19 protein-coding genes are annotated in these 25,996 nt (G+C 65.4%); 13 read left to right on the top strand and 6 right to left on the bottom strand.

Going from position 1 to position 25,996, the window contains the following annotated elements; genetic code table 11:
• Positions 1-502 precede the first annotated feature (502 nt).
• A complete protein-coding gene (locus tag L3Q65_RS18285; RefSeq protein WP_237600362.1) occupies positions 503-1,177 on the bottom strand; it encodes a hypothetical protein in 675 nt (224 codons plus the stop codon).
• A 189-nt stretch (positions 1,178-1,366) separates the two neighbouring features.
• On the opposite strand from L3Q65_RS18285, the gene L3Q65_RS18280 reads away from it, so the two are divergent.
• Positions 1,367-2,707, top strand: coding sequence for an MFS transporter (locus L3Q65_RS18280; protein WP_237600361.1), 1,341 nt, complete (start codon positions 1,367-1,369; stop codon positions 2,705-2,707).
• 184 nt (positions 2,708-2,891) lie between these two features.
• Here the strand turns inward: L3Q65_RS18280 and L3Q65_RS18275 are convergent, their stop codons facing one another.
• The 4 genes from L3Q65_RS18275 to L3Q65_RS18260 all read right to left on the bottom strand — a co-directional run bounded on the left by L3Q65_RS18275 (position 2,892) and on the right by L3Q65_RS18260 (position 10,543).
• A complete protein-coding gene (locus tag L3Q65_RS18275; RefSeq protein ID WP_237600360.1) occupies positions 2,892-6,260 on the bottom strand; it encodes an NB-ARC domain-containing protein in 3,369 nt (1,122 codons plus the stop codon).
• A 435-nt stretch (positions 6,261-6,695) separates the two neighbouring features.
• Positions 6,696-7,940: a protein NO VEIN domain-containing protein gene (locus L3Q65_RS18270; protein WP_237600359.1), complete on the bottom strand. Its 1,245-nt coding sequence runs from the start codon at positions 7,938-7,940 to the stop codon at positions 6,696-6,698.
• A 256-nt stretch (positions 7,941-8,196) separates the two neighbouring features.
• A complete protein-coding gene (locus tag L3Q65_RS18265) occupies positions 8,197-10,062 on the bottom strand; it encodes a DNA/RNA helicase domain-containing protein (RefSeq protein WP_237600358.1) in 1,866 nt (621 codons plus the stop codon).
• 64 nt (positions 10,063-10,126) lie between these two features.
• Entirely contained in the window at positions 10,127-10,543 is a 417-nt protein-coding gene (locus L3Q65_RS18260; protein WP_237600357.1) for a hypothetical protein, read from the bottom strand.
• Positions 10,544-11,076: 533 nt separating this feature from the next.
• On the opposite strand from L3Q65_RS18260, the gene L3Q65_RS18255 reads away from it, so the two are divergent.
• Genes L3Q65_RS18255 through L3Q65_RS18245 form a run of 3 tightly spaced genes read left to right on the top strand, consistent with a single transcriptional unit; the run spans position 11,077 to position 13,196 of the window.
• Positions 11,077-12,081: a hypothetical protein gene (locus L3Q65_RS18255; RefSeq protein ID WP_237600356.1), complete on the top strand. Its 1,005-nt coding sequence runs from the start codon at positions 11,077-11,079 to the stop codon at positions 12,079-12,081.
• On the top strand, positions 12,078-12,770 hold the full coding sequence (locus L3Q65_RS18250) for a hypothetical protein (protein ID WP_237600355.1): 693 nt from the start codon (positions 12,078-12,080) through the stop codon (positions 12,768-12,770). Before L3Q65_RS18255 ends, L3Q65_RS18250 begins: the two co-directional genes overlap by 4 nt.
• 48 nt (positions 12,771-12,818) lie before the next feature.
• Entirely contained in the window at positions 12,819-13,196 is a 378-nt protein-coding gene (locus L3Q65_RS18245; protein WP_237600354.1) for a hypothetical protein, read from the top strand.
• A gap of 45 nt (positions 13,197-13,241) precedes the next feature.
• Here the strand turns inward: L3Q65_RS18245 and L3Q65_RS18240 are convergent, their stop codons facing one another.
• Positions 13,242-13,571: a hypothetical protein gene (locus tag L3Q65_RS18240; protein ID WP_237600353.1), complete on the bottom strand. Its 330-nt coding sequence runs from the start codon at positions 13,569-13,571 to the stop codon at positions 13,242-13,244.
• A 371-nt stretch (positions 13,572-13,942) separates the two neighbouring features.
• Between L3Q65_RS18240 and L3Q65_RS18235 the strand changes: the two genes are divergently transcribed.
• The 9 genes from L3Q65_RS18235 (at position 13,943) to L3Q65_RS18195 (ending at position 25,905) form a co-directional block, all read left to right on the top strand.
• Positions 13,943-14,740: a hypothetical protein gene (locus L3Q65_RS18235; protein ID WP_237600352.1), complete on the top strand. Its 798-nt coding sequence runs from the start codon at positions 13,943-13,945 to the stop codon at positions 14,738-14,740.
• A gap of 70 nt (positions 14,741-14,810) precedes the next feature.
• Entirely contained in the window at positions 14,811-15,776 is a 966-nt protein-coding gene (locus L3Q65_RS18230) for a conjugal transfer protein (protein WP_237600351.1), read from the top strand.
• A 2-nt stretch (positions 15,777-15,778) separates the two neighbouring features.
• Positions 15,779-16,018 carry a hypothetical protein gene (locus tag L3Q65_RS18225; RefSeq protein WP_237600350.1) on the top strand — a complete coding sequence of 80 codons (240 nt, stop codon included), beginning with the start codon at positions 15,779-15,781 and terminating at the stop codon, positions 16,016-16,018.
• A gap of 2 nt (positions 16,019-16,020) precedes the next feature.
• Positions 16,021-16,482: a hypothetical protein gene (locus L3Q65_RS18220; protein WP_237600349.1), complete on the top strand. Its 462-nt coding sequence runs from the start codon at positions 16,021-16,023 to the stop codon at positions 16,480-16,482.
• Positions 16,461-19,034 (top strand): ATP-binding protein, encoded by a 2,574-nt coding sequence (locus L3Q65_RS18215; protein ID WP_237600348.1) that lies wholly within the window; start codon positions 16,461-16,463, stop codon positions 19,032-19,034. Before L3Q65_RS18220 ends, L3Q65_RS18215 begins: the two co-directional genes overlap by 22 nt.
• A 714-nt stretch (positions 19,035-19,748) precedes the next feature.
• A complete protein-coding gene (locus L3Q65_RS18210) occupies positions 19,749-21,557 on the top strand; it encodes a hypothetical protein (RefSeq protein WP_237600347.1) in 1,809 nt (602 codons plus the stop codon).
• Position 21,558: 1 nt separating this feature from the next.
• Entirely contained in the window at positions 21,559-22,713 is a 1,155-nt protein-coding gene (locus tag L3Q65_RS18205) for a C40 family peptidase (protein ID WP_237600346.1), read from the top strand.
• A gap of 187 nt (positions 22,714-22,900) precedes the next feature.
• Entirely contained in the window at positions 22,901-23,245 is a 345-nt protein-coding gene (locus L3Q65_RS18200) for a hypothetical protein (RefSeq protein WP_237600345.1), read from the top strand.
• 263 nt (positions 23,246-23,508) lie between these two features.
• Positions 23,509-25,905, top strand: a complete 2,397-nt coding sequence (locus tag L3Q65_RS18195; protein ID WP_237600344.1) for a tetratricopeptide repeat protein — start codon at positions 23,509-23,511, stop codon at positions 25,903-25,905.
• The last annotated feature ends 91 nt before the right edge of the window (positions 25,906-25,996 follow it).

The following is a 25,996-nucleotide window of genomic DNA, read 5'->3' as shown; positions in this document are numbered from 1 at the left end:
AACACCGCCGTTCTGAACGGGCGCAATCAGTGCTAACCGACCGTCTGCTCGTGACAGCACGCGAACCTCAGCGGGCGTGTCTGTCTCGTCAAACAGCGGCACGGCCCGCCCCGCACTTCGTCCGGCACCAGTCGCCAGCGACGACTCGGCCGCCGCAGGACGTCTTGATTCCCGCATCGCGATCAGGTGACTTGCAACCGCGCAGCCGACACTCGTGGCAGAGTGTCCTCGTCTAGCGTCGCACGGGGTCAGCGTCGGGGCGGCCCAACGCAAGCCGGATCGGCGGGATCAGAGCCCGGAGCCTCGAGGCAGTGTTGGTGCCGGCTACGACGAAGTCCGTGTACCGACGACCGTAGAACGTCCCCAGGGCTTCGCTTGCCGCCGACACCACGATAGCGACGTCTGCGGCGAGTTCGACATGCTTATCTTCGAAGCGGAATGTGGAAATATGCTGCCCGCGCCCGTCCACCGACAGGGAACGTGAAGACCAGGGCACTACGGCCTACGGAGCATGGTGTGCGTAGCCGCTCCACGACTGATAGAGCGCGAGGCCGCGCTTTTGGAGCAGATCCTCAATGGCTTCGGACGGTTGGAAAGTCTTCTGCGTGCTGCCGTTGACGACGATGAGCCGCTGACTGGGAAAGCGTCCATCTCGTACCTCGAATCCAGCAGCCTTGACCAGCTTTTCCGCGGCCGCCAGCGGCTCGCTGCTGTCACTTGCACCGCGGGCTCGCTGAGCCTCCCCAGCCGACCACAGTTGGAGGCGCGCAGAGCGTTGCAGTCTCTTGTCGAGGTCCGGCGTGAGCGACCATTTCAGCACGGCGGCACCTTCCAATAGCGTCCGCGCGAGCGAAAATGGTGCCAGTCCGGGGAACAAGGCGTCGTCGTGTTCGCCTTCGGCCGGGTAGGCCATCGCGAGCAGCTTCAGGTGGTTGAGCACGGAGCGGCCTGCACTGTCTGCGGTCTCCTGCGCGTTCTTGAGCAAGTCAGCGCATGCTTTGCTCGTGGAATCCGAAAGTGTCGAGCAGTTCCCTTCGCGCACCCATGGTGCGGACGAGTCGCAGCTGGTTTCGGTGCAGAGGTTCCACCAGTTGTCTCGCAAAGCACCGTACGTCTGAGTGAGGATATCCAGAGTGGACGGACCTTTATGATGCTCGCCATCTACGGACATGCCCACGCTCCCAGACTCGGTTGCCAGTCGTCTAATCCGGCACTCACTTAGTCGGCGGCGATCCGGTTCCGTTACATGCTCCCTGCGAACAGGTCGACAAAGAATATCCGGACGCTGCGGTGAACGTGGCTGCTTCGTTCCCGTACTGAACAGCGTCGGCGATTGCCGCCGAACCTGCGACTCGACGAATGGCGAATGGATGGAGCAGGGCGAGATGCCAGCAGGCTATCGGACGGGTTGCGCCTCGTCGGCGCGGTCGTCTTCGCGATCGCCTCTGTCTTCGGCGCCCTTTCGACCGCGCCGTGGATGCTGATCGTTTCCCGCGCTCTGCTCGGCGTCGCCGGCGCGACGATCATGCCGGGAACGCTTTCCTTGATCCGCACCATGTTCCTCGACCGCGATCAGCGCCGCACGGCCATGGCGGTCTGGTCCGCGTCGGGCGCGCTCGGCGCGGCCGCGGGCCCGATCGTCGGCGGCTGGATCATCGAGATCTTCAGCTGGCACGCGGTATTCCTGATGAACATCCCGGTCATGGTGCTGCTGCTCGTCTTGGCGCCGTTCCTCGTCCCGGAGAGCAAGAACCCGAACCCGGGCCGCGTCGACCTCCCCAGGATCGCGTTCTCGCTCGCGGGCATGATCTCGTTCGTCTACGGGGTGAAGACCTTCGCCGAGGGCAAGGAACCAGGCGTCGCGCTCCTTGCTTTCTTCGCCGGACTCACCCTGCTCGTGCTGTTCGTCATCCGCCAGTTGCGCTTGCCGGAGCCCATGATCAACGTCCGGCTGTTCCGCGTCCGGGCCTTCACCGGTGCGGTGGTCACCGATCTGCTGTCGGTGTTCGCCTTGGTCGGCGCGATGTTCGCCCTCACCCAGTTCCTGCAGCTCGTCGCGGGCCTCAGCGTCATCCAGTCAGCGTTGTGGATGCTGCCCGAGGCCGCCGTGTCCGCCTGCGCCGGTTTCCTTGCCGCGGCGCTCGTCAAACGCATTCCTACCGCGACCGTTGTCGCTGCGGGCGGGCTCATTACCGCCGGGGCCTTCGCACTACTGCTCACGATCACTGCCGACACCCAGCCGTGGGTTATCGCCATCTCCCTGTGCCTGGTTGGTCTCGGTGCCGGTGTGGCCATGACACTCACCAACGACCTCATTATGAGTTCGGTGCGCCCTGAGCACTCCGGCCAGGCCGCCGCGATCAGCGAAACCGCGTACGAACTCAGCACCGCGTTCGGCACCGCGATCCTTGGCTCCGTGCTGCTCGGCTTCTACCGCACGGGCCTTGAAAACGCAGCCCCGGCAGGACTTCCCGGCGGCATTCTCGAGTCTGTGAAGGAAACCCTCGCCGCGGCACTTCTGTACGCCAAGGAACTGCCCGCTGCGATGGAGGCGGCGCTGTACACGGCAGCGACGGATTCGTTCACCAGCGCACTCGCCTGGACTGGCGGAATCGCCGCGCTCGTCCTGCTCGGGGTGGCGATCTTCGCCGGAACGATGCTCCGCGGGGTCTCGGCACAGGCCGACCTCGCCGAGATCGAACACTGAGGCGAGCGATGGGTGGGTGCACAACCACCGTGCGAACCGAATCCGCGCGAGTGCTCACCGATCTTATGTCCAACGGCCCTCGCGAGGTCTTGAGCACTTCTCGCAACACGAGGACAGAGGCAGCTTCCGCCGCAGGCATGTTGTAGTCAGTCCTGAATCGGCGCGTGAATGAAGGCCCGCTGGCTCAGCCGGGTCTCCGGGGTATGAGCTGAAGTTTATGCAATCCGGCGATGCTTCCTTCTAGCCAACTCCCGCCGCCGCTGACAGCGATCTGCTGGCTGTCGCGGTGCCAGTGGATGTTCCGCATACGGTCTCCAAGCCGCAATGTGGTGCGGCAGCGGAGTTCCGTGGTATCCCAGATCCGGATAGTGGAACCTCGGTCCAGTGAGGCGAGCAACCGGCCGTCCGGGCTGAATTGCACGGCCGAAACTGCGGCAGTATGGCCTGAAAGGATCCCGATCACCGAACAATCGGGTCTCCACAGCCTGACGGAACGGTCGGTGCTGCCCGTGGCGATTACCTGCCCGTCGGGTGAGATGGCGGCGTCCCGGATACCGCTTGTATGACCGGTCAGCCTACCCATTTCGTCGCCTTTAACGTTCCAGAGGATGGCCAACCCCTCTTCATGCCCGGCCACAAGCCAGTCGCCGGCGGGACCCGCCGCAACGCAGTTTGCCCATCCTAGCTTAGCGCTCTCGAAAACGTGTTTTTCAACGAGGGTTTTATCCCAGACGCGGATCTTGTTGTCCTGTCCTGCAGTGGCTATGAACTCACCGTGGGGTGCCACCGTGATGCCGTGGATCCGGCGATGGTCACTGGATGCGGAGGCGACGCGATGTCCGTCCGCTGTCCGCCAGACGGATATCTCGCCTCCGAAGTTTCCGGCGACTAGCCAGGACCCATCCGGGCTCACAGCTGTACAGGCGGCATTGAAATCCTGGCTGTGCAAGAGTGGGTGCCGTCCGGTGTCGCGGAAACTCCGGATTCGCAGCCCATGGCGAGAATCTTCCTCGGCGACCCACGAGTGGTCCGGAGCTGCGGCGAAAACGTTCCGATCTAGTGAAGCCCGCTTCTCGCGGCCGATGAGACTTGAATCCCACAATCTTACGGTGCCGTCTTCTCCGCCGCTGGCAAACCAGGATCCGTCCGGGCTCATCGCGACGGAATGGACCTCTTGTTTGTGGTCGTGAATGGTTTCGATCAGGGTGCCGTCCGAGTTCCACAAGCGGATGGTTCCGTCGAGTCCGCCGGTCACCAGCCACTTGTCGTCCGGGCTTATTGCAATTGCCAGAACATCGTTGTCGTGGCCGATGAAGCTGGCGACGCAATTTCCGTTCAGGGTAGTGAGTCGTGCCGTGGCATCCCTGCTGGCCGTCGCAATGAGGCGACCATCAGAGCTAATTGCGAAATCAGTGATGTGGTCGGTGTGTCCTGCGAATGTACTAGAAGGAACTCCTTCGGCGTTCCAGGTCCATACGGTGACTCCGTCTACGCCCGCCAGGGTCTTGCCGTCTGCAGAGATCTTTACCTGCTTGGACACTCGCAGCTTCAGATGGTGTAGCTTCGCTGAAGATAGGACGTTCCCGGCATTGTCACGGTGCTGTATTTCGTCATTTATCCGTGTGAGGAGTATTCTGTTTCCATCGATTAGTGTCGCTATTGAGTTGTGGCTGTCGATCGCTGCTTTCTCGTTGCCATCAGGGGACCAAAAATGCACCCAGTCAGTTCTATTTTGCGATTCTGTGTATTTCTGATGATGGATCGTGGTCAACCAATTTGAGTCTGGGCCGATCGCAAGATCTTCGATCGTTCTCCCCGGCGCTTCGATCGTAGCTAACGGTGTTCCGTCCATCGTCCAAGTCTGTGCGCGCTCAGAAAAACGGAAGGCTGCGGCGAGCCACGATCCGTCTGGGGAAATCTTCACAATCTGAACGGGTCTGCCTGTGGGAATCGACCGAATGACTGCTGGGTGGGGCGCTTCCATCGGCCAGAGCGGTGCCAAATGTTCTTCCCGTACGAGGCTGGCATGCTCGGAGACTAGGCTGTGGAGTTGGGGGTATCCGCTAAGTCGGCTGAGAAGGGTAGGGAGCATGGCATCGGGCGGGTCGATCGGTCCGAGGATGTGAACGTTCTGGCGAATGGCTTTGGCAAGCTGGTCTGCGATGGGATTTGATGCGCGGCTGAGGTCGGCTTCAACGGACGACGGACCCTGCCGCGATAGTTGCTGAGCGATCCATCGTGGATCGCAGACGAGGCTCGTCAATTCGTCGGTCAGGTCGGCTTCCTCCAGGTGATATATGAGATTTCGTGTGAGGTAATGCTCGCTTTCGGGTAGATTCCACCACTCATTGAGGGCCTTGCGGTGGGCGTCCACGAAGCTTCGGTGAAGTGATGTAAGCTTCGGTCCCACTTTGTGCTGTAGATAGTGACGGACGACGTCGTGCAGCCGAAATCTTGGATTAGAATCCAGGCGAAAACTATCGATCAGTGATGATTCAGCCAGTTCTATACATATCTGAACGGTCGATTTCCTGTCGATATCGGCGACGTGGTTCCAATAAGTGGTCAGAGCGGAGAGTGGGATATCGATGTCCTCGGGAAATATGGCGAGTTCGAGATATCGGTGGAGGTGCTGATTATTTTTGTTGCTCAGCGCGCGCAGGCTTGCTTCGATAGTCGCGGCCACCGCGAGGTTGCGTTGGCCCGCGTCGGTGATGTCGAGTGCGGAAGGCCCCCGTCCGGACAGTTGCTCCTCGGTCATGCGGATTGATTCAGGGAGGTTCGAGCCGTACTTAAGGTGCCTGCGTACGGTTCCGTTGACGAGCCGAAGCAGAACCGGCCAGCGGCCGGTACGTTGCAAGAGCCCTGTGACGTCAGCCAGGGGGTCTGGCCACCCACCCGTAAGCAGTTCGCGAGCTTCGGCCGTGCTCATCCCGCCGACCACAATCGGCTCTGGTCCTGCGGGCAGGATCCGGGGGATCCTGGTCGTAACCAGCCGGACGCACTGGTCACCACCGACGAGGAACGGATGCAGTTGTGCAGCTGTCCAGGCGTCGTCGATTACCAGTAGGCGTGGGACCGCGTCGAGAAGGTTGCCCAGGTGGTGTCCTGCCTGTTCCGGGTCTACGAAGAGCGGCTTCTCGCCCGTGATCTGTGCGGACAGATCATTGATGCGGGCGGCGAGTTCGTTGCCATGGACTCCCTCGCCCAGCGTTACCCAGAGTATCTCGGTGAAGTGGTCGCGTACTCGCTGGTCTCGGCACGCTCGGGCTGCGGTGGTTGTCTTCCCGAAGCCGCCGGCTCCGCTCAGTCCGGTGAGCAGAACCAGATCGCTTGGCCCGTCGGCGATAAGGGAATCAACCACGGCGTCGGTCAGCTCTGGGCGTTCGACTACGTGATGCGTCTTCGGTGGAACCATGAACAGAGGTGCACGGTGCGGACGGTCGGAAGCTTTATGATGGAAGTGCACGCTATTGATCTGTTGAGCTTGTACGACCCGATCGCTCCATCCGGACATGGAGTTGTACGCATGGCGAGGTTCTTGATCAGCCATTGATTTGCACTCCGTGACTTCCGTGCGGTACCAGTGGAGAGGCTGCTGAGCGTGTCGGGCGGGGGTGCTGGCTGCTGCCAGTGTCCGGTTGGCTGTCGGCGTCCTAGAGCCGACCGATAGCTTCCCGTTGTAAGCCTGCAATTGTGCCAGGTTGTCAAAGCCCAGGACGAATCGGGCGAGACCATAGGGCAAACGCGCCTGCCGCAGTGACCCGTTTACAGTGAAGGCCTATAGGTGGTTCGCGATTGTCGACGCGCCGATCCGCTTCACAGGCAACGGCTGCCGCTGGCCGCATCGAGGGTGCTCCGCAAGCGGGAGCAGTCCTGTGCCGCACCGAGGGAGGCGCGACGGACGAGATCCTTGCCCTCTCTCCCGTTATGTGCCTGAAACTGTGTGTCGGCAGCCAGGTTGCTAACGCAAGCCTCGGTCGTCGTATCAGGTGGCGTGCGATTGGAGGTGTGTGGGGTTGGGTGGGAGTTCGTATCGGAATTTGGTGGGTTGGAGGTGTTCGTCGGCGGGTGCCCAGTCGGGGAAGAGCTGGGTGCGTCCGCCGGTGGTGGTGTAGTCGTTGTCGACGACGATTTCGCTGACGACGAAGAGGTCGGTGATGTCGGTGCCGCGGGCGTGTTCGATCTCTTTGATGGTGAGTTCGACGGCGGCTGCGGAGCCGGTGGTGCCTTTGACTTCGACGTGGAGTTCCTCGTCGCCGCGTCGGCATCGCAGGTCGTAGGGTTTGCCGAGTTCCGTGACATGCCAGCCGTGTCGTTCGTAGTGGGCGATGGCGAGTTTGACGGCGTGTTGCTCGACGGCGATGCGTTTTTTGGGGTCTTGCTGTCGGCCGGGCCCGGATCCGTGGCGGCCGCTGGGGTTGGTGCGTTGGGTGCGGCGGGTGCCGGGGGCGCGGGACAGGGTGATTTTTGCTCGTTCTTGCGGGTTGCGGGGGAGGCCGACCGCGTCGGCGAGGCCTGCGCGGGCGAGGAGCGGGGCGGGGTCGAAGTGGGCGATTTTGCCGAACCCGCGGTGGGTGCCGGAGATCTTGAGCTGCCGGCTGGCATCGGCGGGCAGAGGGCCGTCGGGGCCGAGGGGGACGGCGTCGGCGGTGCCGAGGGGGAGGATGCCGAAGTGGACGGGGTAGATCAGTTCGTCGCGGTCGAGCTCGTCGGGCCAGTGCTTGGCGTCGGTGGTGTAGAAGCCGCTGGTGGCCTGGCAGATGTGCAGGGTGGCGGTGTCGGCGAACCAGTCCTCGTCGGGGACGCGGGGCGAGGCGCCTTCGCCGAAGACGACGAAGTCGAAGCGCGCGTCGGCCAGGTCGTCGGGCAGTTCGCGGAAGCCCCAGGTCGAGGTCTCGAGCCCGTGCTCGAGGTTGTCCAGGCCGGCCTGGCCGACGTGGATCATCAGGACCGGGCGGGTCGCCTCGATCTCGAACCCGAGCGATGCCAGGTGCCGCACGACGGTCGCCGCGCCGCCGGAGAACTCGTCCGCACGCAGCGGACGGCCATGGACGTACTGGTGGGCGGCCCCGACGATGGCTTTCGACGGATACCGTTTGCCGTGCACCAGGAGCTGGTACTGGCGCGCGGGTTCGAAACCGTAGGCACGGAGGAAGTCCTCGGCGCCGCGATCGTCGTACTCGGCGACGGCCTTGCGCACAGCCTCTGCGGTCACGTCGGTGTATGCCATGGTCCCGGAGCCTAGGCCGTACCACCGACAAATCCTGCCCGGTCGCCGACAGCCGAGGCGGGATCCGGGCGAGGGATCAGCCGTTCGAGGTAGTCCTGGGTCTGTGCGTCGGCGACCTAGACCGACCGGCGGCCCTTCCCTCGGCGGTGCGCAGGACCTGGTAGATGTTGAAAGCCCGCTGGAGATGTCGCCGAGCTGGTTGTGTCCGCCCGGATGGTTCGCCCAGGCCGTGTTGTGCGGGGCGAAAGCGGTGCGCTCAGGGAGTGCTCTCCGATGGGGCGACCAGGCTCGTCAGGAACTTCTGGGTCTCAGCGTCGGCTGAGTAGAGCCGGCAGCCGAGGCTCGCTCGGGTGGCGAGCACCCAGTAGGTGTTCGCCGCCAGCCGCAGATAGTGGTCGGGGTCGATGTCCTTGGGGATGCGCGAATCCTTGTTCGTCTCGGGGACGGCGACCCAGCGGTTGCCGCGGCGGACGAAGTCGGGACCGAGGATGACGGCGCCGTAGTCGTATTCCAGGCCTTGCGCGGTGTAGATGCAGCCGACCTGGCGAAGACCGCCGTCGTCGGTTGCCCAGAAGTGGCTTTTCGGGACAGCTCCTTCGTCGTCTTGGAGTTCTTGAGAGGCGTTCCAGGGCATCGACCAGTCCGGCGCGGTCGCGCCCCACGGGAGTTTCACATCCTTGACCAGCTTGCCGTCCGCGCCCGGCTTTCTGGTCCATGGCCAGCAGAAGCCCGCGGTGATGCGGGCGGTGCGCCCGGCACGAGCGTGCCGGGTGACCCATTCGCTGAGAGCGTCGGGGGTGGGGGCGACCGCCAGGTCGTAGTCCGATGGTGTCCACTGCGTCGCCTTGCCGTAGAGGAGCTGCTCGAGCCAGCCCAGGTATCGCTGGGAACCGTTGCACCGGAACTGGCTGACCAGCTTCACGTGCGTGACGTCGGCCCTGGCCCGGGCCGCCTGCTGTTCCAGCTCGGCGAGAGTGAAGCCTTCGTCCGGCAGGATGATCTGACGTTCGTCGAGGAACAGGACGCACACTCGTGTGCGTGCGAGCATCTGTACGACCTGCCGTTGGTCCCGGCGCAACCGCTGGGCTTCGTCGACGATCGGCACGACTTTGCCCTCGCGCCTGCCGAAGTCGCCGACGTGGCTGAACAAGCCATCCGCGCCGGGGGTCGTGACGGCACGTTTGAGCTGGTTGTGCAGGGTTCCGGACGGGGTCAGATAGCACCCGTAGGCCTCGTCGCCGACGACCTTCCGGATGTCGCCCACCAGACGGGCCGCGATCACCGTTTTGCCGGTTCCCGGGCCTCCGGACACCACGATCAGCTGCTTGCGCGGATCCAGCAAGGCACGGCTCACCGCGTCCAGGACTTCCAGGTAGGCGGTCTGCTGAGCGCCGATCAGCCGGAAGACTGAGTGCCTCGTCATCAGATCGTTGATCCGCGTGAGCAGATCGGCTGACGGCCGGTGGCGAGCCGTCAGAAACGTTTGGACCTGCTCCTCAGTGGGTGCCTGGAGGCCGTCGGCACCGAACAGTTTGGCGAGTCCCGCCGGACTCGCCGATGACTGGACGTCGTCGCGGCCGAGGAGCGACACCTCGCCGCTGCCCGGGCGGGCCGCCACCGGCTCGCGCAGCGAGCGCACTATTTCACTGTCGGCATCGTGGAGGTAGGCGACGGCCCGCGTCGCCAACCTGAGTTCGGGCTCGTCGATCCAGTCGTCCAGGTAGTACCGGTAGCCCGCGGCTTGACGGCTCGGGTGCAGATACTTGACGCGGCGGACCCAGGTGAACAGATCCGTGGTCGAGTCCATCTCTGTCCACTGCTTCAACTCGATCACTACGGCGGTCACTCCGCCGTCGTCGCGGGATCCGAGCAGCAGAGCGTCGACTCGCTGTCCGCTGCCGGGTAGTTCGTACTCGAGGAACAGCTGCAGGTTGCCGAGGCCCGCGTCGGTGAGCGTGCGCAGCAGCGCTGGCCAGCTGTTCTGCCAGCTCGACCGCTCGGACCCGTTCATCGGCCGCTGATACAGCTTCGTGAACCTGTCCTCGGCCGCTTTGACGAACCGTGCCACCGACGCCTCGATCGCCTCGGCAGCCCCGGCGACCGTCCCCCCATAGACGAACATGATCACAGAGATACCAGACAGCGCCGACGAAACCAGCGCCCCATGCCGTCGCCTTGGCCAGGGCCTATCCGCGCAGTATCTCGCCAGCCTCGAATTTGTCCACGTAGAGCCGACCGAATCGACGCCAGTCTTCGGCCGAGGCCCGTTCGTCAGCGAACTGATCGAGGCACTCCTCGATTTCGCTCGGCTCCCACCCCTCCGCGAGGAAAGGCCTGGCCCAAGGCCCGTCGATCTGCCAGCGTCCCGCTCCCCAACGGCGACCCTCCGATCGATGAAGAGCCAGGTAGAAGAGGTTTCCCGGGTCAGCGGCGCGGGCGAGCGACGGGAAGGCCGCAGCTGGCTCCCAGCGTCGCCACACCGAGTTGAAGTTCAACTCCAACGTCATCTTTACCGCGGGCAGCGCCTCGATCCCCGCAGCGAGCACCCCTAGGGCGACACCTTCGACGACGTACCGGACCTGCTGATCTTTCGACTCGCTCACACTGCGACCCTAGACAACCTCAGCACCGCGCCTGAGAAGCGGGCTGTGCGGGCTCAGAAACGCCATACAAGCCAGTTCGCCGACGATGCCTTCGGCTTCCGCGTACTCGCGTCAACCTGGTCGACTCCCCTCCGGGGAGGAACGCGTTCGCTTGTCAGCAGCCGAGTAACACCACGATGTGATCGCTTCGTTTCGTCCATTCGTCGCGACCCAGTCCAGTCGATCGCTGTGGACTGGCGCCTGCCTTGGCTGGCGCGGAACCGCCTGGTCTTGGGCCGCACGAGAGTGGCGCTATGGGGATGCCTAGTGCTGGGCAGCGTGGTAGGCATTGCGCACGGTATTCGCGGTGGCCGGCAGTGGTGCTCACTGCCGAGGGCAACAATGAATGTAGAGCCTTCCGAACCGGTCACAACTGAAACAGACGCACGCACTCCACCGACTATGGGGGAGAAGTGCGAAGGCTGGACTCGGCAAGGTCGCTTCATCACTGCGGCCGTGAGCGAGTCACCTTTCCTGCCGAGTGGAGTTCGAAGATGGCCGCCAAGAGCAGACACCGGGTCTACGCCCGGGCCGCACGCAAAGACAACTACCGGTCTCGGACGTTGACCGACTTGTTGCACGTGTCGGAAAACGACGTGCAGCGCGCCATTGACGACGTAAAGGTTCGAGGCGCCTTCGGCGAGGATCGACATTTTCCCGCAAGTGACGTCGTTGCTCGAATACTGGCCGAGCGGCTTGTCCACAAGGTTCCCGCTGGCTCGATCCGGATCAGGAAGGGCGATTTGCGTGTGCTCTCCCGCAAGGTAGAGCACGTGCTCGAGAACCGGCCGATCTCGATTTCGAACCTGCCCGCAGAGGCCCAGCCGATCGCGTCACGACGAGGCCGGGGTGGCCGGCCGCGCTCGGCCGGAGGGCGGTTCGTGACCACCGCGACGCTGCCGAAGGTTTCCGACGCCGACGTCCGCCGAGCCGTGCAGGACGTGCGCTCACGATCCATCGACGTGCGCGCCTCAACAGACGTATTCGTTTCCGGCGTTGTCGCGGACTTGTTGGCTACCCATCTCGCTTCTCGCCTCCAGACAGACCCGGAAACGGTCAAGGTTCACCGCGACGACGTGAGAGGGCTGATCGAGGAAGTCCGGGCTGTTCTCGGCACTGGCCCGTCCGAGAGCCCGTGGCGCGCTGCGATCGGACCAGTCCTCCGAGCCGAGACGGCGTGTGCCGTACTCGGCGCCTCAGACCCCGAAGAGTTGGTGAAGATGGCGGCCGCCAACGTGATTTTGGTACTTAGAACCAGCGATGGACATGATGTCCTGCCCTGCTATCAGTTCACGCCCGACGGCGTCCTCCCAGGATTCTCCGAGGTGCTCCAAGCTGTAGCCGGTCCAGGCGACGAGGTCACGTGGACCGCGGCGGCTTGGCTGCGAACGCCTCTGCGCATTCTCGGTGATCGCAGCATCGTCGATGCATTGCTCAGCGGAGACGTCGGCTCTGCCGTCGACGCCGCGCGGCGAACGGCTGCGAGGTGGGCCTCATGACGACACGGGAATTCGTCGTGCAACCCGAGCCCGGCCCACACCTGCCGTGGCAGAAATTTCCCCGTTTCTACGTTCGGCGAAACTCCTGCCTGTACCGCGCAGTGCGAAACGGGCGCGGCCCGTGGTGGTTCTGCACGTGCGGGAAGTGCCGTTTCGACTTGAGCAAACCTCGAGGTACGTGCTACCTGAGTTCCGACCCGCTGTGCGGACTCCTCGAGTGCATCGGGATCGAATGGTGCACAAGGGAAAACGAAGCTGTCTTCGAGATCTCCTTCCTGCAGCAGTGGCTAATCCATGTACTGCACGTGGAAACCAGGATCCGACTGGCGAACTTGACGCACCGCCGCGCTCTCCAATTCCGGATCACGAACGAGCTGTCGGACATGTCGCAGTACCGCGTGCCGCGCCTATACGCTCGGACGTTCGACGAGACGAGAGGGAACCGGGGCGCGACGGTCTTCGACGGCATCCGGTACCGGACGAGGTTCGACACCGGCCCTCGCCCGAACGGTGTGGCCCTGTTTGGCGGCGAAGGCGAACGGCCGTGGTCGTCGACAACCAAACCCGTCGACGACCAGATCATCGGCCAACTGCGTCTCCTCGGGATTCATATCGAGGAACCACCACCGATAACGGCGCTCGAGGTCGACGACGGCGAGAATCTCCTCGACCAAGCCAAGATCAGCTGACTCACCAGAGGGTTTCGCCGCGGCGACGGGCGTGTTCGGTGGGCAGGTATGAGCCGCGCGGTCGTCGCCACCGCCCTCGCCCAGGACTGGTTCGGCGATCCGATGCTCGCGCTGTGCTTGGTGATTTTCGTGATCGGCTGGCAGCTCATGCCGTTCCGCGCCCTGCCGCAGCTGCGGTACACGATCCTGAAGTCCTCGATGCTGATGCTGGTCGGCTCGCCGACCCACTCCGATCTCGTCCTCGCGCTCAACGGCGGCTCCGGAGACGCGCCCCACTTTCCTGCCAGTGGACCTGTAACTGTCCGGTTTCCTCCAGCAACGACATGGGCCGGACGAGCACCCTGGCGGTGCTGTTGTCGGCGGTCGTCGGCGGTACCTGGGCTGTCGTTACCTCTCGGCGGTCTCAGTGCGGGTCCCGGCAAATAGCCCTTTCGAGAGAGAGCTGCGGAAGAACCCGTTTGCGGAGGGCCGTTATCCGTGGGTCCGGGGCCGGTAGTCGCTGTACTGGTGCCTTCGGGCGGGTCCGCGGCGGCGGAGCAGGTGTGCGGGCACGTAGTGGCTGACCGGTCGTGACCATTGGTCGTCGGCGGTGACGAGCTGGTAGGTGACCCAGCCGAGCAGACCGCCGTCCTCGCGGCGCGCCCATTCGAACAGCAGTCCTGGATGTTCGGTCTCGATGCGCAGCCCGGCGCGGTCACGGGGCGCGAGGATTTCGGTGCCGAGCACGAGCAGCTTGCGCACGCCCACCCACACCGGAATCGGTGGATCTACTTTCCGCACGGTCGACGGCCATTCGCTCACCTCTAGCTCACCTGCTCGCTTCCACGTTCCGGGTCGTCACGGCTCTCGGCGACCCCGCGTGGAGTCGAACATGTGTTCGCCTGTGAAGTCAAACCAGCTGGAACGCGGTCATGCCCGGATGCTGCGCTGGGTGGGGCAAGGGGCACCTATTTCCGGCGGGCATGGTGCGGACGCGTCGTCGCAACGGGTGAATCAACGCTTGCTCTCGGCGAGGGGCAAGGATCGGGTCCAGCAAGGGAGACGCAGGTCGGTCGGAGGGTCGGGGCGAAGCAGTCGCGACTCGAGGAGGGCCTGTGATGAGTTCGCTGTGTGCCGATGAAGTCGGTGAAAGCCCGTTGACGATGGTGGAGAGTCGTCTTCGTCACCCGCGGATGGTGAGGAGGTTCGACCGGGCGCTGGAGACCTGGTCTCGCACTGATCTCGTGCTGGCCGAGACTGCGAGCCACGACGCTCTCGCTCGCGTGTTGGCGACGCGAGAGTACGAGACTCACGACCGAATCCTGCATGCCTTGCTCGAGCGCGCTGCGGACGCCAATCGAGACGGGGTGACAGCGGCGGAGATCGTGCTCTCGGCGATGCTGCCGGCGGTCCCGGGCGTCACCGGCCGGGTCATCCGTGCGATTCGGGCCGCGACCGGCGCGGGCGGACGACGGCGAGGAGTCACCGGTGGGGGAGCGTCGGCGGGGGAGGCGAACGGCGACGTCCAGGCGACCGTGATCGGGCACTTGTGGGAGCAGATCCGGTGTTTCCCGTTGCGGCGCCGGAATCACGTGGCGGCGAACCTGGTCCGGGAGACGCAGCGTGCCGCGTTGCGGTCGTTCGGGGTTGATTACGCGCAGGTGGCGGCTGAGGTCGTGAGCGTCGACGACGACACGTTCCGCCTCGCGCTGGTGCAGCCGGAACGCGAGATCGCTGCGTCGGAGGAGTTGTTGTCGGTGCTGTCGTGGGCGGTGGATCGCGGTTTGCTCGATGAGCGAGCGCGGGCTGTGCTGATCCGCCGGTTCTTCGGCGATCGGGCAGGGCGGGACGGAGTGGCCACGGATCGGCAGGTCGGCGAGGAACTAGAGGTGAGCCAGCCGACGGTGACCCGGTGGCGCAAACGGGCGATCGCGGCGCTGTCGGAGGTTGCGGAGGACTATCCGGGGTGCGGCCTGCCGTGGGCGAGCTGAGCGGGACCGCATCAATCCGGCGAGTGGCAAGCCTGTCTGCGAGGTTGGCGTCTGCAGGCAGGAGGCGGTCATGGCCCATAGCGCGAAGCCGCGTGCTGGCGCGGGCCAACGGAATGGCGGGCTCGGTGCGGCGACGCGGATGCTGCCGGACGTCGTTGCCGAGCCGGCGGTGCGGGTGGTGACTGGTCGGGTTGGGCGGGTGCTGGCGTGGCTGGTCGTCATCGCCAGTCCGTTGGCCACCGTCGGCGGGCTGGTTCTGCTGCGCTCCGCCGCGCCCGCGAACCCGGCGATGCCTGCGGCCGAGGGGGTCCATCGGGATCCGCGGGGATGGGCGGAGATGTACGTGCGCTCGTGGCTGTCGGCCAGTCGCGGCGACCCCGCCGGGCTGGGAGCGTTCTATCCCGACGGGATGCGGTCCGAGCGCGAGGTCGGGTCGCAGATCCCGGTGGCGACCGCCGCGGTGTCGGTGGTCTCGCCGTCGCCGGATGCCTGGTCGGTGGTGGTTGCGGCGAACCTGCTCACGCTCCAGCCGGACGGTTCCCATCCGGCGAAGATCACCTGCGAGCAGGTCAGCTTCGTCGGCGACGGCAGTTCGTATGCGGCGACGTCGCTGCCGACGCCGGTGGCCTGTCCCTCGACCTCGGCACCACCTGTGCTCGCGTACGGCCAGTCCGCTGCTCCTGCGGGTCCGATCGGGCAGTCGGTGACCGGGTTCCTGACCGCCTACCTCGTGGGGCAAGGCCAGCTCGACCGATATGTGAGCCCAGGGACGAGCATCGTCCCGGTTTCGCCGACTCCGTATGCGTCGATCCGGCTGGAGGACCTGCGGACCCGCGAGACGTTCGAACCGGGCCAGGCCGCGCGGCCCCTGGACGGGACGCAGGTCCGGGTACTGGCGCGAGCACGGTGTTTCGACGCGACCGGGCAGAACACGCTCGCGGACTACCCGCTCACCCTGACCGCCCGCTCAGGCCGATGGGAACTGACCCGGATCGACCCGGTCCCGCTGCGGGAACCGAGCGGAGGAGGGCGTTGACGATGGGCATGCTGGCTGCAGACGTGAAGTCGTGGCTCGACGCGAATCTCGCGTGGGGCGGCGAAGCGGTCCGGCGGCTGATCCTGCTGGTCGCTGTCGTCGGCGGGATCGGTCTGCTGATCGGCACTCGCGGGAATTTCACGAGGGCGATCAAGTACGGGGTGATCGCGGCGGTGTTCCTCGGGATCCTGCTGAACCTGGACGCGGTGTCGGGGATGTTCGGTTCCTGGTTCACCCACTAGCCGTGCCCACGCCGAAGCCTCGCGGCGAGACGCTGATCGGCCGGTCCTACACGCGGTCGCGGCGGTATCCGCGGATGTTCGGCCGGATGCCGGGCCGCGACGGTGGGTATTTGCCGGGCGGTCCGTACACGTTGACCCAGGGCGTGGTGTTCCTGCTGCTGTTGCTCACGGTATGGAAACTCCCGCTGCTGGACTGGCTAGGTGCGGCGCGCTGGTGCGTGCCGCTGTCAGCGGTGTTCCTGCGCCGCGCCCGGATCGAATCGCGCACCCCGCTGGGCTGGTTGTGCGGCTTTGTCTCGCATGTGCTGGCTTCGCAGCCCGGGATGCTCGGCCGTCGGCCGTACCGACCTGCCCGTCCTGTGTGGACACAGCACCGGATCCATCTCCATCTCGGTGCGCCGCAGGACGAGCCGCGGACTGCGGCGGAGACGAAGGAGCGGAGATGGAACAGATCCTCGACCTGAGCGGGAACCTCGTGTTCTGCGCGGACGGCGCGACCTGGGCCGTATGGCGCGTGCTGCCGAGGGAGAGCGCGCGTTCCAGCGGCCGGCAGCTGCGTACCTTGTACGAGCGCACCGTGACGTTCATGAAGTCCCTGCGCGGCGAAGCGCTGATCGTGTCGCTGTGCGAACAGGCCCAGCCGCACGCGATCGTCCGCCGCTGCCTGGCCGGGACCGACGTCGAAGCGAACCCGCACTGGGCCGAAACCGTGCACAACGCCTGGGACCAGCTCGACGCCCTCGACCTGCTCGGCCGGACCTACTGGATCGCGCTCCCGCTGACCGGCCACGGCTGGCGGGACACCGCCGGCGGCCTGCTGCGCGCGACCGGTGCCGCGCTGGCAGCCAGTCTCGGTCTCCCCACGAGACCAGCGACAACCGCAGCCGTAACGCAAGCCAAGGAACGGGCCCGAGTCGCGGGCCGGGAAATCGGCGGAGCGTTGCCGCTGCGGCCGGCGGCGGAAGCCGAACTGCTGTGGTGGCTGTGCCGCGCACCGGTCCGCGGAGTGAACGAGCCACAACTCGAGACCAGCGAGACCGTCCACAACACACGAGTCTCGGTCTCGCCCCGACGTCGTACCTCGTTCGCGACGTTCCCGGCGAGCGTCCTCGACGAAGGCGGCCGCACCGACCACGACGGCCGTGGGCTCCTCGCGCCGCTCGCGACCCTGAACCGCCGGTTCCTCAAATGCCTCACCCCGTCCGACGACGGCCTACTCACGAGTTACCAGGCCTACCTCGTCCTCGCCGAGATGCCGCGCGCGTTCACCTTTCCCGGTCACGAAATCCTCGCCCGCCTGGCCGACCTCGGGTTCGGCATCGACTACGCGCTGCGGATCACCGCGAAAACCAACGAAGAAGCCCGCGCCGCCAACCGACGCCGCACGCGCGACCTGATGGGACAGGACGAGGAACACGCCGCCGACAGCGCCGGCGTGCCCGCCGACGTGCACTCCGCCCAAGAGGAGATCCAGCACAAGAACGCCCGCCTCGGTGCCAGCTCCACCGAGGTCGACCTCGAAGTCGGCGTCATCGCCTGCGTCTGGGGCCAAACGGCCGACGAATGCGACGCCGCCGCGAAAACCCTACGGCAGTCTTTCCTCGGCGGCGAATATCGGTGGGAACGCCCGCTCGGCGGACAGCGCCAGCTCTACCAAGCGATGCTGCCCGGCTACCGCACCCCGATGGTCGTGCGCGAATGCAGCCAGAACCTCCTCGCCACCGACGCCGCCATGCTCCTGCCGTTCTCCGCCACCGACTTCGGCGACCCGACCGGTGCCCTGTTCGGGCTTGCCCTCGACGGCGGGGCACTTGCCCCGTTCCTGCTCGATCCGACCTACGGCCCGACTCACGACTCGTCCGGCGGGATCGCGGTGGTAGGGGAGTTGGGTGCCGGGAAGTCGGTCGTGCTGAAAAACGTCGCCGCCATCGTCCGGCTCATGCTCGACGGCCGCGTCATCGCCATCGACCGCACCCGCAGCCGCGAATGGGTCCCGGTCGCCGACGCCCTACCCGGCAACAGCCAGATCGTCGACATCGTCGACCCCGCCCTCGACGGCGAACGCGCCAGCAGCGCCGAACTCCGCTACTCGTGTGATCCGTTACGTGTGTTCCGCGGCAAGACGAGCACCGGCATCGCGGAGATCTTCTTCGCCGCTTGGCTCGATCTCGAATCCGCTTCACCCGAACGAGACGCACTCGGCCGGGGTCTCGACGCTGTCACTGCTGCCGACGACGCCTCCAGCAACAAGCTGATCGCGACCCTGACGACACAGGGCAAACATGACGCTGCCGCGCGGGCGCTCGCGTCCCGGTTAGACCGGCTTCGGCGAGACCCGATCACTCGTCCCATCTTCGATCCTGACCTGCCGCCGGTCGACCTGCGCGCTGCGGACTTCGTCGTGTTCTGCACCCACGAAGTCCCGCTGCCGACCACACTGGAGATGAGCAGCGAGCGAATGGCCGCTCGCATCCCGCCGCGGAAGCTGTTCGGCCGCGCCTTCCATCTGCTGATTGCCGCCATCGCGAAGGAAGTCTGCTTCGGCACCACCCGCTGGGGCGAGTTCATCTGCGACGAGGCCTACAACGTCACCGGAACCCCCGAAGGCCAGCAAATCGCCCTGGAATTCGTCCGCGACGGCCGCAAACACGGCGCTGACGCCGCGTTCGGATCCCACGCCCCGCAAGACCTCGGCGACGAGGTCCTCCGCGGCCTGATTGCTGTGCGGCTGGTCGGTCGTCATCGAGATGACAGCCTCGCTCGGCACAGCTTGGCCTGGCTCGGCGTCGACGCGGCCGATCCGCACTACCACGACACGGTCACCAAAGATCTTTCGCCTGTCAGCCTCTCTGGAGGAGCGGCTGAGCGCAACGCACGCGCAGGAGAGTTCCTTGCCAGAGACCACTTTGGACGGATAGGCAAGGTCAAGGTCCTTCCACAGCCGTATCGTTCCTTCGTCAAGTCGATTCTCACGACGCCTGTCGTTGTGCGTGCCCGGTCCGTGAAAGAAGCTTGAACGGTCGCCTTAGGGGCGCTGCTGATCGTGTTGACGTCTGCACGTCAACACGTGTACACACTAGTTATCATTGCGGCACAACAGGTCTTGTGCCGATACCCGCCTGCCGCGCCACTGCTGCGTCCCGCTAGGCTGCCGTCGTCCGGCGTCGAGACGGCGGGCGGGCGTTGTCGGCCCGCCGGTCGCCTCGGCGGAATAGGGTCGATAAGAGAGGTGAGGCCTAGTGCCCCATCGAGAGGGAAGTGGCTGCGAACGCTGTCGTTCGCAGCGGCCCCCAGGCAAAATGGTTAGGCGCCTGCTTGCCTGGGGACCGGTGCTTCAGTTGGCCAGTCAAGTCGTTGGCTTAGCAGCCATCTTCCTGCGCTGACGAGAGGCGTGCTGCTCCGCTGCTTGAGCGGAGCAGCATGTCCGGCCCGAATACTAGTGGATAGTGGTGGGTAGTGGTCGGGCGGGCCGGTCGAGGTGGCGTTCCGGTGCATCGAATCCGCTGCCTCGGCGCGTGTCACGAGAGTGCGTTCTCGTTACGCTGCGGCGGTCCTCGCAGTTGCTCTGATATGCACGTTTGCCACAGGCGTGGCCAGCGCGCCGTACGCGGCCGCCGACCCTTCGCCCTCGAAGCCGCACTCCTGCGAGCCTTATCCCTACTGCGCAACGATTCCCCTGCCGCCGAAATCGGTACCGCCACTGAGCCCCGGCGCCTCGGCACCGCCGCCTTTGCCTCTCGTCGACCAGCAAGGGCACGAAGGACACACCTCCGGACTGTTCAGCCTCAACGATGGCTACGGCCGCGACCTGCACAACTACGACCTCTTCGCGAATCTCCCGTCGCTGCTGAGCGATCCCATGCCCACGATCTGGCTGTGGCTGGGGAACATGGGCTTCGCGGTCGGCAAGTACTCAGTCGGCTTCTCGGTCTGGTTCACCGAATGGTCGATGACCGCAGGCGTCGCGGACTGGGTGAAAGCGCCAGCGGAAAACCTCGAGCAGGTCTGGCAAACCTCGATCATCGGCGACCTGCACCTGAGGCAGATCGCGCTCCTGATCGCAGTGTGCTATCTCGGATTCCTGTTCGCACGCGGACTCACCACCCGGGCGTGGCGCGAAATGCTCTCGACGATCGTGATCAACGCCCTGGCCGTCTCGGTCGTCACGCATCCGGTCGCGTTCCTGGTGGGCGACAACGGGGTGCTCAGCCTCAGCCGCGACCTGGGCACGGACGTCAGCGCCGTGGTGCTGGGCCAACGGCCGGGCGGAACCGGGAATCCCGCAGCACCGATCGGGCAGGCGCTCATCGACAACCTTCTCGTCATGCCATGGGAAATCCTGAACTACGGCTCCGCGATCACGAGCGACCACAAAGTCGACGGCGTCTGCCGGTACTCGGTGAAGAAGGTGCTGGACGACGGTCCGTGGTCTGGCAAGGACGACAGCACCAAGGCCCGCGAACTCGACGGCTGCCCGGACCGGTACGGCAAGTACAACGAGGTCGCCGATGCCGACCGCGCGTTCGGCGCGTGGGGTTACGCGGTCTCGATGGTGCTGTTCGCCATCCTCACCGTCTGTCTCAATGCGATCCAAGTGCTGGCCCCGTATCTGCTGCTGTTCGAGGGATTGCTGCTGGCGTTCGCGCTCGTGATCGCAGTGGTCCCGGCATGGCAGCACCAGTTGGCGTATCGGGTCAGCTCGATCGCGGCGACGGTCGCGAAGGTGCTCATGGGCATGCTGTTCCTGGCGGTGATGACGGTGATCGTCCGGTCGTTGATGACCGCCGACCTAGGCCCGCCTCTGGTCCGGTTCGCGGTGATCGACCTGGTTGTGTTCTCCGGGTTCCTGTTCCGCAAACGGCTCTCCGTCAATGTCGGGCGAGTGAGGTCCCGGGTGAGCGCGGGAGTGCAGAAGCTCGGGCAACCGCGTTCCGCGCCGAAATCGCTGCCGGACCCGATCGTCCCGCCCGGACCGCACCGCATCTCCCGGACAGTGAAAGCTGGAACGGAAGCGTTCGCCGAGTCCCTGGCCCCGGTCGGAGACTTGAAGAACCGGCTTGTGACGGCGGGAAAAGCAGGCGGCAGGGCTGGACGCACGGCGCTGTCCTACACGATCGGCGCACCGGTGTCGTGGCCGCGCGCCGCGCACCGAGCCAGCACGGCGCTGACTTCGAAGAGCAACGCCGCCGAAGCCGCACTCGGCAGGCAAGCCGCCGCAGCCAAGGCCTACGGCGTCCGCTACGCCACCGGACTTGGCACGATGTCGGGTGCGACGCCGGCTTGGCACGCCGTCACAACCGCCGCGGCGGCACTGCAGGCGCGTCCCGGAGCGGCGGGGGAGAAGCCGTACCTGGCTGACGAAGTCGCGGCTCACATTCCCGCGCGAATCACGAATGCACCGACATTCACTGGCACCAACCATGCGGCACCGGCCGAGCCGACATCGCCTCCTGCCGCGACACCGTTGCCGGCGGGCATGCTCGCGCCGCCCGTCTCCTGGAGCCAACGCCTGCGAGACCGCATGAGCAAGGAGGCATGATATGAATCCGTTGCTGGCGCTCCGCATCGCCGATTACGCGCGCAACGCCTACCGGCAGCATCCGTGGCGATGGCGCATCATCGCCATACTGCCCCTGGCTGGACCTCTTCTCGCGGCGTTCCTGCTCGCCGGAGTCCTGATCGCGATCGCTGACGATTCCAGCGGATCAACCGAGGCGCCTGCGGACGTGCCCGGCATCCCAGCCGTCATGCTCACCGCCTATACCCGCGCCGTACACAGAATTGAGCAGCTTCGCCCAGACTGCCGCGGAATGCGCTGGCCGATCCTGGCTGGCATTGCGCAAGAGGAGTCCCACCACGCCAACGGTCATACGATCGCGTCGAACGGCGACATCACGCCGCCGATCCTCGGCCCGCAACTGGACGGCAGTGGCACCGGCGGCAACCGCACGCCGATCCGGAACCTCGACGGCACCTTCGCGCGCGCCGAAGGACCCTTCCAGTTCCTCTCGACTACCTGGAGCACCGTCGCGCAGGACGGCAACGACGACGGAATCCAGAACCCGCAGAACGCCTTCGACGCGGCACTCACCGCTGCCGTCTACCTCTGCGGACGAGGGCCTCGAGACCTCGGCAAGGACGCCGACCTGCGCGACGCGATCTACTCCTACAACGCCAGCCAGGTATACGTCGAGCAGGTGCTGGCCGACATCCGCGCCTACGACGCACTGCAGCTCAAACCCGTCGCAGCGCACCTCTCGGCGAGCGGGCAAGCGAAGCAGGTCATCGACGCGGCGATGTCCCAGCTCGGCGTCACCTACGCCTGGGGCGGAGGCACCGCAGCCGGACCGAGCCGCGGCATCCGCGACGGCGGCGTGGCCGACCAGCACGGCGACTACAACAAGATCGGCTTCGACTGCAGCGGCCTGACCCTCTACGCCTATGCCCGCGTGGGAATCACCTTGCCCCATCAAAGCGGAGCGCAGTTCTCCCTCGGCGCCCGGTTGCCCAAGGCCGCGGGGCTGGCCGCGCTCAGGCCGGGCGATCTCGTTTTCTACAGTCCCGGCCTCATCCATCACGTCGGGATCTACCTCGGCGATGGTCAGATGATCAACGCTTTCGCCTCGGGTACAGTCGTCCGCAAAGACCCCGTCGACCTCCATGAGTACGCCGGCGGCGTGCGCCTGCTCCCGTAACGCCATGTCGAGGCGCGGAACCGTCCTGCTCGGCCTCGGCGGAGTCGTCGCGACTGGAAGTATCGTCGTGTTGATTCTCGGCTCGAACCTTTCCACAAGCGATTCGTCTCGTCCTGCCCCGCCGCGAGTCACGCCGTGGTCCACCCCCTCGTCGCCGCGGCCGGTGCCTGATTCCCTCTCTGGGCGGGTGAACGACGGCGACCTCAACCGCGCTTTGCGCACATCCGAGGCAAGCAACCTGGACCCGCAGCTCGAGCAGCCGATGCTTGCGCTCGCGAAGTTGGCGCTGCTGGCGGACCTGACCGGAGTTGGCCGCGAACGCTTCCCGGACTATCTCCCCGGACACCGCCCGACGCGGGTCTACCAGGAGGCGCGTGTTCAAGCCGGTGTCGCGCGCCGCGTCAACGCTGTGACCGTGGAGGCACACCTGCTGTGGGCAGCCAAAAGCCCAGACGGCGAGTATGTCGAGCGCCAAACCGCGATCGTACGGCTGCAGCACGTCGGGCAGTCCTGGGTGCCGATCCGATCATGAGCACCCGCCACGTACGAGCGGTCAGACGGCCGGAAGTGCCACAGCGGTGGCGCGATGTATCCGAACGGCTGCAATAGAGGTGTCTAACATCGTTTATGAATACGAAATCAGCTTTCGAGGGCCGGCAGCACTGCTCATTCTGTCGAGCTACCTGTTGGAAGCGTTCGAGCCCGTGCTCGGCCGTCTGGCTCTAATCTGGTCGCCTGCGCGCAGGACCACGGTAGTGTGACCACCTGGATGTGCGACATGGCTGAGGGGGCCGAATGTCGGAGACACCTGAGCCGGATGCGAACAATTGGTCCAATCGATCGGCATCGGCCCGAGATTTCGTGCAGGCGCGGGATGTCAGCGGCGGGGTGCATCTACATCAGGCTGGGCAGCGCGCCGCGCAAGTGCCACGGCAGCTGCCGATAGACGTGCGGGGCTTCGTCAACCGGAACGTCGAGCTGGAGAGGCTGGACCGCTGGCTGTCCAGCGACGAAGAGCTGGACACGGCTGCCGTCGCAGTGATCGCTGGCACGGCCGGGGTGGGCAAGACAGCGTTGGCGATCCGCTGTGCGCACCGTGCCAGTCCTCGCTTCCCCGACGGCCAGCTCTACGTGAACCTGCGCGGCTACGATCCAGGCGCGCCGCTGACCGCGGACGACGCGCTCGGCCATTTCCTGCGGGCGTTGGAGGTGCCGGCGAGCCGGATTTCAGCCGACGTCGAGGCCAAGGCCGGGTTGTACCGTTCGCTGGTCGCCGACAAGCGAATGTTGATCGTTCTGGACAATGCCGCGACAGTCGGACAGGTCCGGCCGCTGTTGCCAGGTACGTCCGGCTGCCGCGTCTTGATCACCAGTCGCAGCCGCCTTCCCGGCCTGGTGGCACGCGAGGGCGCGCGTCGGGTTGCCCTGGAGTTGCTCTCCGACACAGAGTCCGTCGCTTTGTTGCGTGCGGTCACCGTCGGTTACCGGAAAGCAGATAACCCCGGCGACTTGGCGGAGCTGGCCCGGCTCTGCGCTCGGTTGCCGTTGGCCCTGCGGGTCGCTGCGGAGCGGGCCGCCGGCCGGCCGGCAATGCCGCTGGCTGATCTGATCCAGGATCTGCGCGACGAGTCGTCACTATGGGACGCTTTGTCCACTGAGGACGACGATGACGCTGACGCGGTTCGCGCCGTGTTCGCGTGGTCCTATCGGGCTCTCCCGCCGGATGCCGCTCGGTCATTCCGCTTGCTGGGTCTGCATCCTGGTGCTGAGTTCAGTCTCGACGCCGCGACAGCGCTGATCGGTGACACCCGACGCCATGCCCGCCGCCTCCTGGATACGCTCGTCGGGGCCCACCTTTTGGAAGACATGGGGTCGGGCCGGTACCAGTTTCACGACTTGATGCGTGCCTACGCCGCCGACCAGGCTCATCACGAGGAACCGGCGGACGAGCAGGACGCGGCGCTGCGCCGCGTCCTGGAGTGGTACCTGCGCTCGTCGATCGCGTCGGTGGATGCCACCGGATCGCGGGGAGGTGCTTTCCGCGTCTCGCCGGACCCGTTCGACGGCGAAATTCCGCGGACCGAGTTCATCGATCACCGCGATGCGGCGCAGTGGTACGAGCGGGAGCGCTCGAACCTCATGGCAGCGACTCGGACTGCCGCGGCTGCCGGGCTGAATCGAATCGCATGGCAGATTCCCGCGGTCTTGATGGAAATCAACGGCAGTCGAGATCCGCTGGGCGGGTGGCTGGCGGTCGACTCGATCGCCCTTGACGCTGCTCGACGCGGTGGTGACCGCAGGGGCGAGGCCGTCATCCATTGGGGGCTCGGCGTGCGTAACCGCCTGGGACAGCATCTGCAGGAAGCCGAGGACCATTACCGGAACGCGCAGGCGCTCTTCGATGAATTGGGTGATCAGTGGGGTGTCGCGAAGTCACTGAACGGCCTTGGTCTCACGTATTTGCGATACTACCGGCTTCACGCGGCGCGGGTCGAGTTCGAGCGCGGCTTGACCATTGCGCGCGAACTGGACGCTCCGTTGCTCGTTGCTTTCCTGGTAGGCAATATTGGTGACCTCCACTTTCGCCACGGTGACCTTGCCGAAGCTGAACGCGAAACCCGAAAGGCTGTTGCCACCTACCGTCAGCTTGGCAATGACAGTGAGGAGGCCTTCTGTTTGACCCGCTTGGCCGAGGTGCTGATAGAGCAGGGCCAGTTTGCCGAAGCACGGGAGTCTCTGCAGCACGCTATGGCGTATGCGGAAGCGAATGACAACAAGCTGTTGGAGGGGCTTTTACTGCTGCGCCAGGGTCATCTGGAACTCGAGGAGAACCATCCGGAGAGTGCCCTGACCTCGAGCCAGCATGCTGCAGTTCTATTGCGTCAGTTCGGCTATGAAGGCGGTGCGGCTGAAGCTTTGCAAGTCGCGGGAAAGGCTTACCGACAACTGGACCGTTTGGACGACGCCGTCAACTTCTTCCGGCAGGCTGCGGATGCCCAGCGCAAGTACGGCGATCGCTGGCATCATGCGGTCGCGCTCGACAGCCTCGCGGAAGCGTTCAGCCTGCTTGGCAAACCCGATCATGCGCGGCAAGCCTGGAACGAGGCCCAGCCGCTGCTTGCCGGAATCGACGGCCCGAGAGCGGCTCGGTTGCGTCTGCGAGTGGACCAGCGGCTATCGCCAGGAGAATGACCAGGCGAGCGCGAGGTACTGAAGGCGTGTCCGGAGTGAGCCTTGGCTGTCGTGTATTGAATCGCGATCTGCTTCGACGTGTCTGCGGGGT

Origin of the sequence: Amycolatopsis sp. FU40 (assembly GCF_021903635.1) — a bacterium.
GTDB classification, from domain to species: Bacteria; Actinomycetota; Actinomycetes; order Mycobacteriales; family Pseudonocardiaceae; genus Amycolatopsis; species Amycolatopsis dendrobii.
Note: the sequence above shows the minus strand (reverse complement) of the source record. Positions and strands in the feature narration are given on the sequence as shown.

Coding starts and splice junctions, on each gene's coding strand:
- L3Q65_RS18280 (WP_237600361.1), top strand. CDS start 1,367: ATGGATGGAGCAGGGCGAGATGCCAGCAGGCTATCGGACGGGTTGCGC.
- L3Q65_RS18275 (WP_237600360.1), bottom strand. CDS start 6,260: ATGGCTGATCAAGAACCTCGCCATGCGTACAACTCCATGTCCGGATGG.
- L3Q65_RS18270 (WP_237600359.1), bottom strand. CDS start 7,940: ATGGCATACACCGACGTGACCGCAGAGGCTGTGCGCAAGGCCGTCGCC.
- L3Q65_RS18265 (WP_237600358.1), bottom strand. CDS start 10,062: ATGTTCGTCTATGGGGGGACGGTCGCCGGGGCTGCCGAGGCGATCGAG.
- L3Q65_RS18255 (WP_237600356.1), top strand. CDS start 11,077: ATGGCCGCCAAGAGCAGACACCGGGTCTACGCCCGGGCCGCACGCAAA.
- L3Q65_RS18250 (WP_237600355.1), top strand. CDS start 12,078: ATGACGACACGGGAATTCGTCGTGCAACCCGAGCCCGGCCCACACCTG.
- L3Q65_RS18245 (WP_237600354.1), top strand. CDS start 12,819: ATGAGCCGCGCGGTCGTCGCCACCGCCCTCGCCCAGGACTGGTTCGGC.
- L3Q65_RS18235 (WP_237600352.1), top strand. CDS start 13,943: ATGGTGAGGAGGTTCGACCGGGCGCTGGAGACCTGGTCTCGCACTGAT.
- L3Q65_RS18230 (WP_237600351.1), top strand. CDS start 14,811: ATGGCCCATAGCGCGAAGCCGCGTGCTGGCGCGGGCCAACGGAATGGC.
- L3Q65_RS18225 (WP_237600350.1), top strand. CDS start 15,779: ATGGGCATGCTGGCTGCAGACGTGAAGTCGTGGCTCGACGCGAATCTC.
- L3Q65_RS18215 (WP_237600348.1), top strand. CDS start 16,461: ATGGAACAGATCCTCGACCTGAGCGGGAACCTCGTGTTCTGCGCGGAC.
- L3Q65_RS18205 (WP_237600346.1), top strand. CDS start 21,559: ATGAATCCGTTGCTGGCGCTCCGCATCGCCGATTACGCGCGCAACGCC.
- L3Q65_RS18195 (WP_237600344.1), top strand. CDS start 23,509: ATGTCGGAGACACCTGAGCCGGATGCGAACAATTGGTCCAATCGATCG.